This is a genomic window from Streptomyces avicenniae, from assembly GCF_000719135.1.
Taxonomy (GTDB): domain Bacteria; phylum Actinomycetota; class Actinomycetes; order Streptomycetales; family Streptomycetaceae; genus Streptomyces; species Streptomyces avicenniae.
This window is the reverse complement of record NZ_JOEK01000012.1, coordinates 1-15260: the sequence shown is the minus strand read 5'-3', so window position 1 is coordinate 15260 and position 15260 is coordinate 1. Positions and strand designations below refer to the sequence as shown.

Annotated in this window: 12 protein-coding genes; 7 read left to right on the top strand and 5 right to left on the bottom strand. The window is 74.6% G+C overall.

What is annotated here, in order from left to right; all coding sequences use genetic code 11:
- Positions 1 to 98 precede the first annotated feature (98 nt).
- Entirely contained in the window at positions 99 to 2552 is a 2454-nt protein-coding gene (locus IF27_RS20400; protein WP_052851130.1) for a hypothetical protein, read from the top strand.
- 57 nt (positions 2553 to 2609) lie between these two features.
- On the opposite strand, the gene IF27_RS20395 is transcribed toward IF27_RS20400, so the two are convergent.
- Both IF27_RS20395 and IF27_RS20390 read right to left on the bottom strand, forming a co-directional pair.
- A complete protein-coding gene (locus IF27_RS20395; RefSeq protein ID WP_052851128.1) occupies positions 2610 to 3551 on the bottom strand; it encodes a sugar phosphate isomerase/epimerase family protein in 942 nt (313 codons plus the stop codon).
- A 4-nt stretch (positions 3552 to 3555) separates the two neighbouring features.
- Positions 3556 to 4689: a Gfo/Idh/MocA family protein gene (locus tag IF27_RS20390; protein ID WP_223291132.1), complete on the bottom strand. Its 1134-nt coding sequence runs from the start codon at positions 4687 to 4689 to the stop codon at positions 3556 to 3558.
- A 283-nt stretch (positions 4690 to 4972) separates the two neighbouring features.
- On the opposite strand from IF27_RS20390, the gene IF27_RS20385 reads away from it, so the two are divergent.
- Together IF27_RS20385 and IF27_RS20380 are read left to right on the top strand one after the other, a co-directional pair.
- Positions 4973 to 5917, top strand: coding sequence for a UbiA prenyltransferase family protein (locus IF27_RS20385; RefSeq protein ID WP_223291131.1), 945 nt, complete (start codon positions 4973 to 4975; stop codon positions 5915 to 5917).
- Complete coding sequence (locus IF27_RS20380; RefSeq protein ID WP_223291130.1) at positions 5914 to 6639, top strand: class I SAM-dependent methyltransferase; 726 nt, start codon at positions 5914 to 5916, stop codon at positions 6637 to 6639. Before IF27_RS20385 ends, IF27_RS20380 begins: the two co-directional genes overlap by 4 nt.
- A 3-nt stretch (positions 6640 to 6642) precedes the next feature.
- On the opposite strand, the gene IF27_RS20375 is transcribed toward IF27_RS20380, so the two are convergent.
- On the bottom strand, positions 6643 to 7503 hold the full coding sequence (locus tag IF27_RS20375) for a siderophore-interacting protein (RefSeq protein WP_052851126.1): 861 nt from the start codon (positions 7501 to 7503) through the stop codon (positions 6643 to 6645).
- A gap of 107 nt (positions 7504 to 7610) precedes the next feature.
- Complete coding sequence (locus tag IF27_RS20370) at positions 7611 to 8132, bottom strand: MarR family winged helix-turn-helix transcriptional regulator (protein WP_110946085.1); 522 nt, start codon at positions 8130 to 8132, stop codon at positions 7611 to 7613.
- A 199-nt stretch (positions 8133 to 8331) separates the two neighbouring features.
- Here IF27_RS20370 and IF27_RS20365 point away from each other — a divergent pair, with 199 nt between their 5' ends.
- Positions 8332 to 9825 carry an MFS transporter gene (locus IF27_RS20365; protein WP_052851124.1) on the top strand — a complete coding sequence of 498 codons (1494 nt, stop codon included), beginning with the start codon at positions 8332 to 8334 and terminating at the stop codon, positions 9823 to 9825.
- A 26-nt stretch (positions 9826 to 9851) separates the two neighbouring features.
- Here IF27_RS20365 and IF27_RS20360 read toward each other — a convergent pair whose 3' ends face one another.
- A complete protein-coding gene (locus tag IF27_RS20360) occupies positions 9852 to 11195 on the bottom strand; it encodes an MFS transporter (RefSeq protein ID WP_110946083.1) in 1344 nt (447 codons plus the stop codon).
- 177 nt (positions 11196 to 11372) lie between these two features.
- On the opposite strand from IF27_RS20360, the gene IF27_RS20355 reads away from it, so the two are divergent.
- The 3 genes from IF27_RS20355 to IF27_RS20345 all read left to right on the top strand — a co-directional run.
- Complete coding sequence (locus IF27_RS20355) at positions 11373 to 12356, top strand: aldo/keto reductase (protein WP_052851123.1); 984 nt, start codon at positions 11373 to 11375, stop codon at positions 12354 to 12356.
- A gap of 132 nt (positions 12357 to 12488) precedes the next feature.
- Positions 12489 to 14942, top strand: coding sequence for an ATP-binding SpoIIE family protein phosphatase (locus tag IF27_RS20350; protein WP_052851122.1), 2454 nt, complete (start codon positions 12489 to 12491; stop codon positions 14940 to 14942).
- Between the two features lie 120 nt (positions 14943 to 15062).
- Positions 15063 to 15260, top strand: a 198-nt coding sequence (locus IF27_RS20345; RefSeq protein ID WP_476713128.1) for a WXG100 family type VII secretion target, incomplete at its 3' end; no start/stop codon positions are given.

The following is a 15260-nucleotide window of genomic DNA, read 5'->3' as shown; positions in this document are numbered from 1 at the left end:
GGGTGAAGCGTTTGCTTAACCTTTGGCGGGGCCGTGTTCATGATGTCGCCCCTTTGCGGGAATGTGCGTATGTGACAGGGCCAGGAACGGGGGTCGGCATGGTTGACGTCAGCTTCACCCGCCCGGAGGTCGAGGCGGAGGCCGGGGTCGAGCCCTGGGGGCTGGCCCGCACGTTCTCCTCGGAGATCGACCCCGAGAGCATGGGGGACACCGCGGCGGTCTACGCCCGCGCCGCCGGTGAGGCGGACGACGCGGGCACGCTGGCCGAGGCCGCCACCGAGCACGGCGCCGAGTCCGGCAGTCTGAACGGCACCCCCCTGGTGGACAGCGCGGGCCGCATCGACGACACGGCACGCGGCCTCCAGGGCAACGGCGCGGACATGGACGAGGTCGTCGGCTGGCTCGTGCGGGCCATGAACCTCGCGCTGGACACCGTCTCCTCGGTCAACACGCTCATCGACGGCGCGGGCGGCCCGCCCGTCGGCCACGGCATGACGTACACCAAGGGCCTCGACGTCGTCTACCAGGAGAACTTCGACGCCGCGCAGGCCGAACTCTCCCGCAGCATCGAGCTGATCAACGCCGCCTCGCGCGCCGCCGCGCAGCGCGCCGACGCCCCCGGCACGGTCGCCGCCACCGTGACGCTCGACAACGGCGAGACGATGAGCTTCTCGCCCACGCAGGAGGGCGTGGACGGGCTCGCCGCCGACGTCGGCCGCCAGATCCGCAAGCGCTACCTGGAGAGCGTCGCGGAGAGCGCCAAGTCCACCCACACCGAGATGACCGACACGATCGACGACTACCGCAGCAAGCTCACCGGCTACGGGCAGGAACTCCAGCTCCTCGGCTACGACCTGTCGGGGCCGCTCGACCTGTGGACGACCGAGGGCCAGGCGGAGTGGGCCGCCGACCAGCTCGCCAAGGAACTGGCCAAGGACGAGCCCGACCCGGAGATGATCCAGCGCTTCACCCAGGGGCTCGACGGCATCACCGACGCCATCTACGGCGACTCGAACGACCCGGGCGACCCGTCCCGCCGCCTCACCGCCGCGGAACGCGCCTATCTGGAGGAGTTCTTCGCGGGCCTCGACGCCGACGACATCGCCGCCCTCGGCAACAAGATCGACGGCTGGAACGGCGGCAAGATGGACATCGCCAACGGCCTCGGTCTCCTCACCAACCCGGCGGTCGGCGGCTTCGACGTCGGCGACGCACAGCAGCGCGAGCAACTGCCCGACGTCGTCAAGCGCTTCGTCTACGAGTGGGAGGACGGCGCGCTCTTCGGCAACGGGACCGGCCCCACCGATCCGGACGAACTGACCGACGAGCTGCGCCGGTTCAACGGCTTCGGCGACGTCCTCGGCCATATGACGATCACGCCCGGCGACCAGTTCGCCACCGACATCGCGCACGCCGCCGTCGGCATCCAGGAACGCTCCTCGCAGCAGCACGGCCTGCTCCGCGGCTTCGGGGACGTCGTCCCGAACACCGGGAGCAGCGACCTGCTCAGCGCCGCCTCGCTCAACGCGGACGCGTCCGCCGGGCTCCTGCTCGACGATGACTTCCGCAACTCGCTGCTCGTCCAGACCTGGCAGGACAGCGACGGCGCGGCCGACCTCGTGCGCTCCGGCACCACGATCCCCGAGGGCGTGGACCCGAAGAGCGACGCGGCGCACCCGTTCATCGAGGCCGCCTACGAGACCGTCGTCTCCTCCGTTGACCACAAGGACTACGTCCTCGGCAACGGCCCCACCAGCGAGGACCTGGCGGCGCACCACGGCGCGCTCCAGTCCGCCGTCGGCGACATGGCCATCCGCTACATGGACCTCCTCTCGGTCAGCTCGCAGGACACCTGGTACGAGGACGGCCGCTTCAACGTGGACCGCGACGTGCGCAACGGGCTGTTCCAGCTGATGGACAAGGCCGACCCGATGGTCAACGACCAGTTCTTCCGCGACGTCGCCGCCTGGCAGGGCGCCACCGCCTACGCGGCGTTCGCCGAGGACGCGGACGGCAACGGCGACAACGCCTCCCCCTTCGCCCGCCTCGGCACCGTCGCCGGAGCCGTGGAGCACGCCAAGCACCTCGCGGACACGCACATCCCCGACGCCACCGCGGGCACCCGCCGCCAGGCGACGCTGGTCACCTCCGTGTCCACCGCCGCGGGCATCGTCAACACCCTCGGCGAGTACGGCCGGATCGGCGCGCCCGTCTCCGCCGGTGCCTTCGGCCTCGCCGAGATGCTGCGGCACTCGCTGCCCGACCCGACGGAGGCGGAGTCGCGGGCCAAGTGGGACGCGCTGGAGTTCGGCCACACGCCGATCCGCACCATCGTCGCCAACGCCGCCATCGAGGCCGACTACCGGGGCGCCGGGGAGTACTCCCTGCCCGACCTGGCGAGCCCGGGGGTGCACGAGAGCGACGTGCGCCTCGGCCGCCCGGACAGCGACAACCCGCGTGAGAAGGGCTACGAGGACATCGAGAACGCCAAGTACGACGGCTACCGCGACGCCCTTCTGGCCGCGTACAACCAGGCCACGGGCGTCAAGTAGCCCGCCCCGCCCGTCCCGCGCCGCCGCCCGCGGGGGTGGCGGCGGCGCGGGGACGCGTCAGCGGCGCGGCACGAGGTCCGCCGGGCCGATGTGCGGGCGCAGCGTGCCGTGCGCGATGCGCAGCCCTTCGGTGACGCGCTCGTCCGTGCCGCTCCACAGCGGGTCCTCGTGCTCGACCGACAGGACGCCGCCGAACCCGGCCTCGTGCAGCGTGTCCACGACCCGCGTCCAGTCCACCTGCCCGCGCCCCGGGATGCGGTAGCGCCACCAGCCGGTGCGCCACGGGTCGCCCTCCTTGTCCACGGTGCCGAAGAACCCGAACCGGTCACGGGCGCGCGCGTCCAGCTGCACGTCCTTCGCCTGCGCGTGCACGATGCGGTCGGCGTAGGGGAGGATCGTCTCCAGCGGGTCGATGCCGATCCATGTCAGGTGCGACGGGTCCCAGTTGAGGTAGAGGCCCAGCGAGAACATCCACTCCCACAGCTCGGGGGAGTAGGCGATGTTGCCCGGGTAGCCGTCGGGGTGCCAGCCCTCCATCACGCAGTTCTCGATGAGGACGCCGACGCCGCGCTCGCCCGCGTACTCGACCAGCGGCGGCAGGACGCGTTCCGCCTCCCGCTGGTTCTCGGCCACCGACCGCGACGGGTCGCGGCCGATGAACGTGCCGACCCAGGGCACGCCGAGGGTGGCCGCCGTGTCGATGGCGTGCCGCAGGTGCGTGGCGATCTCCGCGCGGCGGGCCGGGTCGGGGTGGAGGTTGTTCTCGTAGTAGGCGAGGGCGCTCAGCTCCAGCCCTTGCCGGTCGAACAGCTCCCGTGTCGCGTCGGCGTCCGCCCCGGTGAACGACGCGACGGGCAGGTGCCCCGCCTCGAAGTCACGGCCTCCGGTGCGCGGCCAGACCGCGACCTCCAGGGCCTGGTAGCCCGTCTCCGCCGCGAACGCGGCGATCCGCTCCAGCGGCCACGCGGGCAGGCAGGCGGTGAAGAATCCCAGTTTCATGCCGTCAGATCTCCGTCCAGGTCCGTGCGGCGGCCGAGCGCAGGACGGCCTCGGTAAGACGGGCGGCGCGCAGGCCGTCCTCGAAGGTGGGCAGGCCCTCGCGCTCCTCGCCGCGTATCGTCGCGTACGCGTCGGCGACGAACGCCTCGAAGCACTGCGCGTAGCCCTGCGCGTGCCCGGCGGGCAGGGTCGCCAGCCGCCGCTGCTCCGCCGAGCCCGCGCCCGGGTCGCGGACGAAGATCTCGGCGCCGGTCGCGGTGCCGAACCAGGCGGACTCCGGTCTCTCCTGGTCGAACACGGCGCTGCCCGTCGCGCCGTCCAGCTCGAACCACAGCCGGTTCTTCCGCCCGGCCGCGATCTGCGAGATGGTCGTCGAGAACGGCACGCCGTCCGCCGTGCGGGCCATGACCATCGCGATGTCCTCGGTCGTCACGCGCACGCGCGGCGCGTCGGCCCCGGCGGGGCCCGAGAACGAGGCGACGCTGCCCGCCGGGCGCTCCGGCAGCGCGATCCGCGTCTGCGCGGTCAGCTCGGTGACCCGCTCGCCGCTCACCCACTCCACCAGGTCGAACCAGTGCGAGCCGATGTCGGCGAACGCGCGGGACGACCCGCCCGCCCCCGGGTCCACGCGCCAGCTCGACGCGTCGGGCGACAGCAGCCAGTCCTGGAGGTAGCTGCCGTGGACGGCGTGGGTGGCGCCCAGCTCACCGGCCAGCCGCCGCGCGCGGATCTCGCGGACGACGGGGTGGTAGCGGTAGACGAACGGCACCGCCGTCACCACCCCGGCGCCGCGCGCCGCCTCCGCCATGGCCTCGGCCTCCGCCACGTCGGCGCCGAGCGGCTTCTCGCAGATGACGTGCTTGCCCCCGGCGGCGAGGAGCGCCAGGGCGTACGGGGCGTGCGTCGCGTTGGGCGTGCAGACGTGCACCACGTCGGCGTCGCCCGCGGCGACCTCCTCGATGCTGCGGTAGGCCGTGGGCACGCCCCAGGCGTCGGCGGTGGCGCGGGTGCGCCCGTGGTCGCGGCCGAGCAGGCCGATCACGTCTGCACCGGCGAGCAGCGCCGCGCGCCGGTGCACCTCGGCGATCATGCCGAGCCCAAGGATCGCCACGCGGGGCCGCGCGGAACGGGTCGTCACGTTCGGTGTCTCCTTTCGTCCGGGCACACGGCGGCGACTCCCGCCCGCCGGGCCGCGGCGGCCACGCGGGCCGTACGGACGGCGGGCGGCAGCGGCGGACGTGCCCCCCGCGTGAGCGTACGTCCCGCAGGTCAGCGGCCCGGTACCGAGCCGCCGTAACCGCCCTGCCCACCGAGCGGCGGCGCGAATCACCCGGACGGCGGCGGCCGTTGGGCCCCGGCCCGCCACGGTCGCCCGCTAGCGTGGCGGCGATCATGGACGCCGCCGTTCCCGGGGAGACCGCGTGACCACCCTCGCCCTGTCGGTCCGGGCCCTGTACGGGCTCTCCCGCGGGACCCAGGCCGCCCTGAGCGTCGCGCAGCCGCTGCTCGCGGCGGTCGTCGCGGGCGCGGTGGCGGGGCCGCCCGCCCCCGGGCGGCTGTGCGTCGCCGTCCTCGGGGCCACGGCCGGGTACCTCGCCGTCTTCGCGGCGAACGACCTGATCGACGCGCGCGTGGACCGCCGGGGCGCGGAACGGCTCGTCGCGGCCGGGGCGTTCGACATCGACGGCGCGGGGGACCGGCACCCGATTGCCACGGGCCGGCTGCCGTACGCGGCTGCCGCGGCCTGGGTGGCGCTGCTCAGCGGCACGGCGCTCGTCCTGGCGGCGCTGATCAGCTGGGTGTGCGTGGCGCTGTTCGCCGTCGCCGCGCTCCTGGAGGCCGCCTACTGCGCGCTGGCGACCGTCTCGCCGTGGAAGACGGTGCTCAGCGGCCTGATGGTCGCGGCGGGCGCGGCGGCCGGATGGTTCGTCACGACGCCCACGCCCGACTGGCCGGTGCTCGGCCTGTTCTGCCTGTGGATGGCGGCCTGGGAGATCGGGGGCCGCAACGTGCCGAACGACTGGGCCGACGTCGAGGACGACCGGCCGCTCGGCATCCGCACGGTGCCCGTCGTGCACGGGCCGCGCGCGGCGGGGGCGGTCGTCGCGGGCTGCGTGGCCGTCGCGACGGCGGCGGGCGTCGTCCTCCTCGCGTCCCGCGCGCCCGCCATCGGCGTGGTGGCGCCGGTCGGCGCCGCGCTCGCGGGGGCGTGGGCGCTGCTGTGGCCCGCCGTACGGCTGCTGCGCGACCCGGGGCCCGCGACGTCGCTCGTGCTGTTCAACCGCGCCAGCGTCTACCCGGCGATCGTCCTGCTGTGCGCGCTGGCGGGCTCCCTCACCGGCACGCAGCCGCCGCAGCTCCCGTGACCGGCGCCCTGCCGCGCGGCGGCCCGCGCGCCTCACGCCTCGACCGGCTCTACGAGACGGACCGCCCCGAGTACATCGACGGCGAGGACCGGCCGGACCGGCAGGCCCGCGTGCTGCGCGGCCTGGACCGCATGCACCGGCTGACCGGCGGGCACCGCACGTTCACCCGGCGCACCCTCGCCCTCGCCCACGCCGGAGGCGTCGCGGAGCCGCGCGTCCTCGAACTGGGCGCGGGACACGGCGGGCTGGCGCGCCGTCTGCTCGCCGCCGACCCGGCCGTACGGCTCACGGTCAGCGACAACAGCCCCGCCGTCGTCCGCGCGCTGCGCTCGGGCGACCTCGGCCGCCACCCGCGCGCCGACGTGCGGCTGCTCGACGCCACCGCCGTCGATGCGCCCGACGGCGCGTACGACCTGGCCGTCTTCGCGCTGTCCCTGCACCACCTGCCGCCGCCCGCCGTCGTGCGGGTGCTGCGCGAGGGCACGCGGGTGGCGCGGCGGCTGCTGCTCATCGACGGCTGGCGCCACCCGGCGTACCTCACGGCCGTGCCGCTGCTCTACCTGACGGGCGGCGCGGCGCACGTCCACGACGGCGTGATCAGCTTCCGCAAGATGTACGGCCGCGCGGCGCTGCGGGAGCTCGCGGGCCCGCGCGGCGCCGACGTGCCGCTGACCGTGCGGTTCGTCCCGCCCGGCTACCTGATGGCGGTCGCGGGCGGCTGAGCGTCAGTCGCCGCGGCCCTGCTCCTGCTCCCGCTCGACCTGGCGGTTCCACTCGGCCTTGGACGACTGCCAGCCGTCCTCGTCCGCGCCGCGCCGCCAGTAGCCGGAGATCGACAACTGGTCCTTGGGCAGGCCGTGTTCGACGCGCAGCAGCCGCCGCAGCTCCTTCACGAAGCCCGCCTCGCCGTGGACGAAGACCTGCGCGCGGCCCGGCGGGAAGGCGAGCGCCGTGACGGCCTCGACCAGGCCCTCGCCGATGCCGCGCCCGTCCCGGTGCACCCAGACGACGTCGGCGTCGGCCGCCGTCGTCAGCTTCTGCTCCTCGTCGGGGCCCGCGACTTCGAGGAAGACCTTGGCCGTCGCGCCCTCGGGCAGCCGTTCGAGCGTGGCCGCGATGGCGGGCAGGGCGCTCTCGTCCCCGGCGAGCAGGTGCCAGTCGGCGGCCGGGTCGGGCGCGTAGGCGCCGCCAGGGCCGACGAGGTACAGCGTGTCGCCGGGCCGCGCGGCGTCGGCCCAGGGCCCGGCGAGGCCGCTGGCGCCGTGGTGCACGAAGTCCACGGTCAGCTCGCGCGCGTCGGCGTCCCAGGCGCGGACGGTGTACGTCCGGCTGCGCGGCCACTCCTCGCGCGGCAGCGTCTCGCGGATGACGCCCAGGTCGAACGGCTCCGGGTAGCTGCCGCCCGGCGGCGGGAAGAGCAGCTTGACGTAGTGGTCGGTGTAGGCGCCCGCCTCGAACGCGGCGAGTCCCGGGCCGCCGAACACGATCCGGATCATGTGGGGCGTCAGCCGCTCGGTGCGCAGGACGCGCGCTCGGTGCGGGGCGCGGCGTCCGGGTGCGGCGGGGGGCGTCGGGCGATCGTTCACGTGCTTCCTCCGGTTCCCGCGGCGGCCCCACCCGTCACGGGAGCCCCCTCCGGCCATGCTAGGCCGCGCCCCCCGCACCGGCCCGGCGGGCCCCACGCCCGCCGCGGTCACCGCGCGGCCGGGCCGCCGTCCTCCGCGCGCTCCCGCGCGTCGGGGACCAGCTCGCCGAGCAGCCGTCCCCGGCGCGGCCACGGCTGGCCGCGCCGCGTCTCGCAGCGCGCGTTGTACCGGGCCAGCAGCCGGACGAACTGCCGAAGGTCCTCCTCCGGCCAGTCGGCCAGCGACTCCGCCAGGACCTCGCGGTGCCGCTCCCGGTCGGCGACCAGCCGCCGCCTGCCCTCGGCCGTGAGGTCGAGCTTGCGGGCCATGCCGCCCGCCGGGTCGGGGTGGCGCTCGATCAGGCCGCTGCGCAGCATGGCCGCCGTCTGCCGGTTGACCGTGGAGGTGTCGAGCCCGAACGCCTCGGCCAGCTCGCCGATCGACATCGGGCCCTGCGCCTCGACGCGGCTCATCAGGAGATAGGCGGACCGGTCGAGCAGCGCCCACGACGAGCGGCTCGCCGTCGGACACAGCGCCTGCGTCCGGGTGATGAGCATCAGCTCGCGTTCGAGTTCCGACAGGTCCTGCATACCTGCCTCCCGGTCTCGGGGCGGTCGCGCGCGGGGCGGGAACGGCGCGCGATTCGCACAGTTGTCCTGGTGTTGCGCGGAAATTCTACCCTTGGTATGCGCTTTACATAGTGTATGTATCATGCATTTCCGTCGGACAGGCGTGACCGGTACGGACGCGGAACGGAACGGCACGGCCCGACGGATGCGGAGGCTCCCCATGGCGCACACGACCCCGGCCACGACACACCCGGTGGGGAGGGAGGAGCCCAGGGCGGGCGCCGTCATCGGCGCCCTCGCCGCCGCGGGCATCACCGTCGCGGTGATGCAGACCCTGGTCGTGCCCCTCATACCCGACCTGCCCGCGCTGCTCGACACCTCGCCGTCCGCCGCCTCCTGGGTCATCACCGCGACGCTGCTCGCGGGCGCCGTCGCCACCCCCGTCACCGGACGCCTCGGCGACATGTACGGCAAGCGCCGCGTGCTGCTCGCCTGCCTCGCCCTGCTCGTCGTCGGCTCCGCCATCTGCGCGCTCGGCGACTCCCTGGTCCCCGTCCTCGTCGGCCGCGCGCTCCAGGGCTGCGCCATGGGCGTCATCCCGCTCGGCATCAGCATCATGCGCGACGAACTGCCGCCCGAGCGCATGGGATCGGCGATGGCGCTGATGAGCGCGTCGTTCGGCATCGGCGGCGCCCTGGGCATGCCGCTGTCCGCCGCCGTCGCCCAGGCCACCGACTGGCACATGCTCTTCTGGGGCTCCGCCGGGCTCGGCGCGATCACCTTCGTGCTCGTCACGGTCCTCGTCCGCGAGTCGCCCGTGCGCGGCGGCGGCCGGTTCGACGTCCCCGGGGCCATCGGCCTGTCCGCCGGGCTCATCTGCCTGCTCCTGGCCATCTCCAAGGGCGGCGACTGGGGTTGGTCGGCGCCGCTCACGCTCGGCCTGTTCGCCGCCGCCCCCGTCATCCTGCTGCTGTGGGGCGCGTACGAGCTGCGGGCCCGCACCCCGCTGGTCGATCTGCGCACCACCGCGAAGCCCCGCGTCCTCCTCACCAACCTGACGTCCGTCCTGGTCGGCTTCTCGATGTACGCGATGCAGCTCGTCCAGCCGCAGATCCTCCAGCTCCCGGCCGAGACGGGGTACGGGCTCGGGCAGTCGATGGTCGCGGCCGGGCTGTGCATGGCGCCGAGCGGCGTCGTGATGATGCTCGTCTCGCCGGTCTCCGCGCGCCTCTCCGCCCGCTGGGGCCCGAAGACGTCCCTGATCACGGGCGTGGGGGGCGTCGCGCTCGGCTACGCCGTCGGCATCCCGCTGATGAGCGAGGTCTGGCACCTCGTCCTGGTCTCCTGCATCATCGGCGCCGGGATCGCCGTCGCCTACGCGGCCATGCCCGCCCTCATCATGTCGGCCGTCCCCGTGACCGAGACCGCCGCGGCCAACGGCCTCAACGCCCTGATGCGCTCGGTCGGCATCTCCTCGTCCAGCGCCGTCGCGGGCGTGCTGCTCGCCTCGATGACGACGTCCTTCGCGGGCACCGAGGTCCCCTCGCTCGCGGGCTTCCGCACCGCGTTCGCCATCGCGGGAGCCGCCGCGCTCGCCGCCATCGCCCTCGCGCTGTTCATCCCGGCGCACCGCCCGGGACGGCCCGTCGCGGTACGCCCCGAGCCCGGCACCGCGCAGCCGCGTCCCTCAGGAACCGCCTCCACCCCCGCCTGACGCGCACGGCCCGCGCACCGCCTCACTCAGGCGCGGGCCGTCACGGTGGGCTCCGGCACACCCGACGCCACGACCCGCTCCGCCGCCGACGCGCGCCGCGCCGCTCGCCGCGTCACCAGCACGCCCGTCACGGCGATCGCCCAGAACGGGTACTGCACCAGCCACGCCAGCCGGAACGCGTCGAACGTGTAGCCGCCCGCCGCGTCCAGGACCACACCCATCAGGAACAGCACGGCGAGCGACGCGGAGAACCCGCCGAGGTTCACCATGGCCTGCGCCACCGACAGCGACTGCGGCGGGTTCGACGTCCGCGCGATGTCGAAGCCGACGACCGACCCAGGACCGCCCGCCGACAGCACGACGGCCAGCGTCACCAGCAGCCACATCGGCGCGGGCCCCGGCAGCGCCAGCACGACCGTCCACAGCGTCGCGGCGGCGCCCGCCACCCCCAGCAGCAGCCACGAACGGCGGTGCGGATGCCGCGCCGTCAGCACCCCGAGCACCGGCCCGACCACCATCGCGCACACCACGAACAGCGTGAGCAGCCCGCTCGCCGTCCCCGGCGACAGGCCCTGCGCCGACACCAGGTACGGCACGCCCCACAGCAGCGAGAACACGGTCGTCGGGAACTGCGTCACCATGTGGCCGAAGAAACCCATCCGCGTCCCCGGGCGCCGCCAGATCGTGCCGAGCTGCCCCAGGATCTCCCGGCCCGAGGCCGCCACCCGCACGGGCCGCTCGCCCCCCGGCGGCGCGTCCCGCACCACGGCCAGCGCCAGCGCACCCGCCAGCACGCTCAGCGCGGCGGCCGAGGCGAACGTGCTCGACCAGCCGAACGCGTGCAGCGCCGCCAGGAACGGCATCGTGGACAGGATCTGCCCCGCCTGGCCCAGGATCATCGTGACCTGCGTGATCAGCGGCACCCGCCGCGCCGGGAACCAGCGCGGCAGCAGCGTCAGCACGGCCACGAAGATCAGCGCGTCGCCGCCGCCCACCACGACCCGGGCCAGCACGGCGGTCGGCACGTTCCCCGCGAACGCCAGCAGCGCCTGCCCGCAGCCCGCGATCAGCCCGCCCGCCGCCACCGTCAGCCGCGCGCCCCACCGCCCGGTGATCAGCCCCGCCGGTATCTGCATCGTCAGATAGACGACGACCTGGACGAAGACGAACGTGGACAGCGCCGTGGGGGAGACGTCGAAGTGGTCCGCCGCGTCCAGGCCCGTGGCGCCGAGGGACGTCCGCTGCATGACCGACATGGCGTACGCCAGCACCCCGGCCGACCACACCACGTACGCCCGCGCGCCCCCGGGTGGGCCGCCCCCGCGCTCCGTGCCGTCGGCGGGGCGGGCCGTGGGCGACGGCGCAGACATGCCACTCCTCGGAAAGCGCTTGCTCGACGCGCCAGGCGGTGCGGGCCGCGGCGCGTGGGCGGGGGATAAGGGGACGCGTCCATCGTAGGGCGCCCCCTCCCGCGCGGACGAGCGGGTCACATCGCCGCAAAGCGCCCCGCGCCCCGCCCCCTTGCGCGCGCCTGCCAGAATGCCCCCGTGGAGCAGCGTGCATTCAGCAGATCAGGACAGCAGGTGTCCGTCCTCGGGCTCGGGACCTGGCAGCTCGGCGCCGACTGGGGAGAGGTCGTCGAGGACGACGCGCTCGCCGTGCTCGACGCGGCGGTCGAGGCGGGGGTGACGTTCCTCGACACCGCCGACGTGTACGGCGACGGGCGCAGCGAGCGGCTCATCGCCCGCTACCGCGCCCAGCGGCCGGACGCGGACCTCCTCGTCGCCACGAAGATGGGCCGCCGTCTCCCGCAGGAGCCGGAGAACTACCACCTCGACCACTTCCGCGCCTGGACGGACCGGTCCCGCGAGAACCTCGGCGTGGACACGCTCGACCTCGTGCAGCTGCACTGCCCGCCGACGGCCGTCTACCACTCGGACGCCGTCTTCGACGCCCTCGACACCCTCGTCGCCGAGGGCAGGACCGCCCGGTACGGCGTCAGCGTCGAGACCTGCGCGCAGGCGCTCGCCGCCATCGCCAGGCCCGGCACCACCAGCGTGCAGATCATCCTGAACCCCTTCCGCCTGAAGCCCCTCGAAGAGGTCCTGCCCGCAGCCGTGGAGGCGGGGGTCGGGATCATCGCGCGCGTGCCGCTCGCGTCGGGCCTGCTGTCCGGGCGCTACACCCCGGAGACCGTCTTCGGCGCGGACGACCACCGCACGTACAACCGCAACGGCGAGGCGTTCGACCAGGGCGAGACGTTCTCCGGCGTGGACTACGCGACCGGCGTCGAGGCGGCGGCGGAGTTCGCCCGTCTGGCCCCGTCGGGCGCCACGTCGGCGCAGACCGCGCTGCGCTGGATCATCCAGCAGCCCGGCGTGTCCACCGTCATCCCCGGCGCCCGCTCGCCCGAGCAGGCACGGGCCAACGCCGGGGCCGCCGCGCTGCCCCCGCTGCCGCCCGCGACCCTCGACGCCGTCACCGAGCTGTACGACCGCCGCATCAGGGGCCAGGTCCACGACCGCTGGTGACCCCACCCACCCCGCCCCCGCGGCGACGTGGCGCGATCGGCCCGCCTGGTTATACGGTTTCCGTGGATATGCGCGTATTCCCCGCGCACGGTGGTCCGCGCCGCAGGGGCGTGGTGTGAAGGATGAAACGCGATGGACCGACCCGATGGTGTCGTCGTCCCCGAGGCCGAGGCGGCCACGGCGGTCGTGGACACGGACGGTGTCGTCCGGGCGTGGAGCGGGGGCGCCGAGCGGCTGCTCGGCCACCCGGCGGGCGACGTCATCGGACGGTCGGCCGCGCAGCTGCTCGCCCATGACGCCGCCGACGCCGCCAGGCGCTGCCGTGACGAACGGGCGGGCTGGCACGGCTGGCTCGGTCTGCGGCACCGGGACGGCCACGTCGTGCCCGTCCGCGTCGTCGCCGCCCCGGCCGCCGACGCGGACGGCGCGCTCAGCTGGTCCGTCACCGTCTCGCTGTGGCAGCGCGCCGCCGAGCACATCGGGCTCCTCGAATGGGCCTTCGAGCAGTCGAGCAACTCGCTGAGCATCTACGACAGCGACGGCCGCATCCAGTGGACCAACGCCATGTCCCTGCGCCGCATGGGCATCCGCCGCGAGGAGACGACCGGCCGCACGCTCGACGAACTGTTCCGCCCCGACGCGTCCGGCGCCACGCCCGCCCGCCCCGCCGTCATGCCGCCCGACGAGCGCGCCGCCGACTCCATGCGCGGCGTCGTCGAGACGGCACGCGAGGTGGCGCGCGAGGGCAAGTACCAGCGCGTCGAACTGGTCGCCGCCACCTCCGAGACCCGGCTGAGCACCACCTGGGCCGTTGACCTCTCCCCGATCCGCGACCCGGCGGGCGAGGTGCGCGGCGTCTTCGCCGCCGCGTCCAACATCAGCGACCAGGTCAGGGCCCGCCGCAGGCTCGCGCTCCTCAAGGAGGCCGGTGACCGCCTGGGCAGCACCCTGGACGTCACCCGCACGGCCCAGGAACTGGCCGACATCATGGTTCCCGAACTCGCCGACTTCGCCACCGTGGACCTGCTGCCCGAGATCACCACGGGCGGCGAGCCGCCCGCCCCCTCGCCCGACGGCCTCACGCTGCGCCGCGTCGCCCAGCAGTCCGTCCACGAGGGCGCGCCCGAGTCCGTCGTGCCCGTCGGCGCGACGGACCGTTACCCCGCCGACTCCACCACCGCCCGCTGCCTCGCCACGGGCCGCGCCGTCATGGCCAGCGAGGGCGACCCCGTCTACGAGCGCTGGGCCGCCGAGGACGAGCGCCGTCAGGCGGTCAACGAGGCGTTCGGCATCCACTCCGCCATGGCGGTCCCGCTGCGCGCGCGGGGCACCGTCCTCGGCACGGCGCTGTTCCTGCGCAGCCGCTCCGAACGCTTCGCGCGCGACGACCTGCTGCTCGCCGAGGAGCTGTGCGCGCGGGCGGCCGTCAGCGTGGACAACGCGCGCCGCTTCGCCCGTGAGCGCGGCACGGCCCTCGCCCTCCAGCGCAGCCTGCTGCCGCAGAAGCTCCAGGGCCACTCGGCGGTCCAGGTCGCCTCCCGCTACCTCCCGGCGGGCAGCCGCGCGGGCGTCGGCGGCGACTGGTTCGACGTCGTGCCGCTGTCGGGCACGCGCGTCGCGCTCGTCATCGGCGACGTGGTCGGCCACGGCCTGCACGCGTCGGCCACGATGGGCCGCCTGCGGACCGCGGTGCGCACCCTCGCCGACGTGGACCTGCCCCCCGACGAGCTGCTGACGCACCTGGACGACCTCGTCTCCCACCTCGCCGAGCAGGCCGGTGCCCTCGACCCGGCGCCCTCCACGGTCAGCGAGATCGGCGCCACCTGCCTGTACGCCGTCTACGACCCGGTGTCGCGCAGCTGCACGGTCGCCAGCGCGGGGCACCCGCCGCCGGTGATCGTCGGCCCCGACGGCAGCACCGTCCCCCTGCACGTCACCCCGGGACCGCCGCTCGGCGTCGGCGGCCTGCCGTTCGAGTCCGCCACGACGGAGCTGCCGGAGGGCAGCCTGATCGCGCTGACCACGAACGGGCTGATCGCGCCGCGCGACCGCGAGTTCGACAGCGGGCAGCGGACGCTCCAGGAGGTCCTGGCCCGGCCCGCCGACTCGCTGGAGACGGTCTGCGACGCGGTCATCCACAGCCTGCTGCCCGAGCGCCAGACCGACGACGCCGCCCTGCTGGTCGCCAGGACGCGCGCCCTGGACGCGCAGCACGTCGCGACCATCGACCTGGCCGCCGACCCGTCGGTCGTCGCCCGCGCCCGCAAGATGGCGGCCGACCAGCTCGTCGCCTGGGAGCTGCCCGAGGCGGCGTTCATCACGGAGCTGGTCGTCAGCGAGCTGGTCACCAACGCCATCCGGCACGCCGCGCCGCCCATCCAACTGCGCCTGATCCGGGGCGAGTCGTCCCTCATCTGCGAGGTCTCCGACAGCAGCAGCACGGCTCCGCACCTGCGCCGGGCGCGCACCTTCGACGAGGGCGGGCGCGGGCTGCTGCTCGTCGCCCAGCTCACGCAGCAGTGGGGCACGCGCCAGACGGCCACGGGCAAGACGATCTGGGCGGAACAACACCTCACCGAGACCTGACGCCGCCCGCCGGGGGAGTGACGTCCCGGGCGGATCGTCGTTGTCGCTGTCGGACAAGCCTTTCCGACAGCGACCCCGGGGGTGGCCGTGGCACGTCCTTCCGACTGGAGCCCGGTGGGAATGGAGTCGGACCCGACGCCGGGTGATCCGGGCGAGGTCCGTGAACTCGCCGACGCCTTGCGGACGTTCTCGGACGACGTGGGCGAGGCGCTGGGGCGGGTGCGGGGGTTGGCGTCGGATCGTGCGGTGCAGGACTGGGCGGGTCTGTCGGCCGAGGCGTTCCGCAACGAGTTCGACGGTGTGCCGGGGAACTTGGAG

Coding starts and splice junctions, on each gene's coding strand:
- IF27_RS20400 (WP_052851130.1), top strand. CDS start 99: ATGGTTGACGTCAGCTTCACCCGCCCGGAGGTCGAGGCGGAGGCCGGG.
- IF27_RS20395 (WP_052851128.1), bottom strand. CDS start 3,551: ATGAAACTGGGATTCTTCACCGCCTGCCTGCCCGCGTGGCCGCTGGAG.
- IF27_RS20370 (WP_110946085.1), bottom strand. CDS start 8,132: ATGCAGGACCTGTCGGAACTCGAACGCGAGCTGATGCTCATCACCCGG.
- IF27_RS20365 (WP_052851124.1), top strand. CDS start 8,332: ATGGCGCACACGACCCCGGCCACGACACACCCGGTGGGGAGGGAGGAG.
- IF27_RS20360 (WP_110946083.1), bottom strand. CDS start 11,195: ATGTCTGCGCCGTCGCCCACGGCCCGCCCCGCCGACGGCACGGAGCGC.
- IF27_RS20350 (WP_052851122.1), top strand. CDS start 12,489: ATGGACCGACCCGATGGTGTCGTCGTCCCCGAGGCCGAGGCGGCCACG.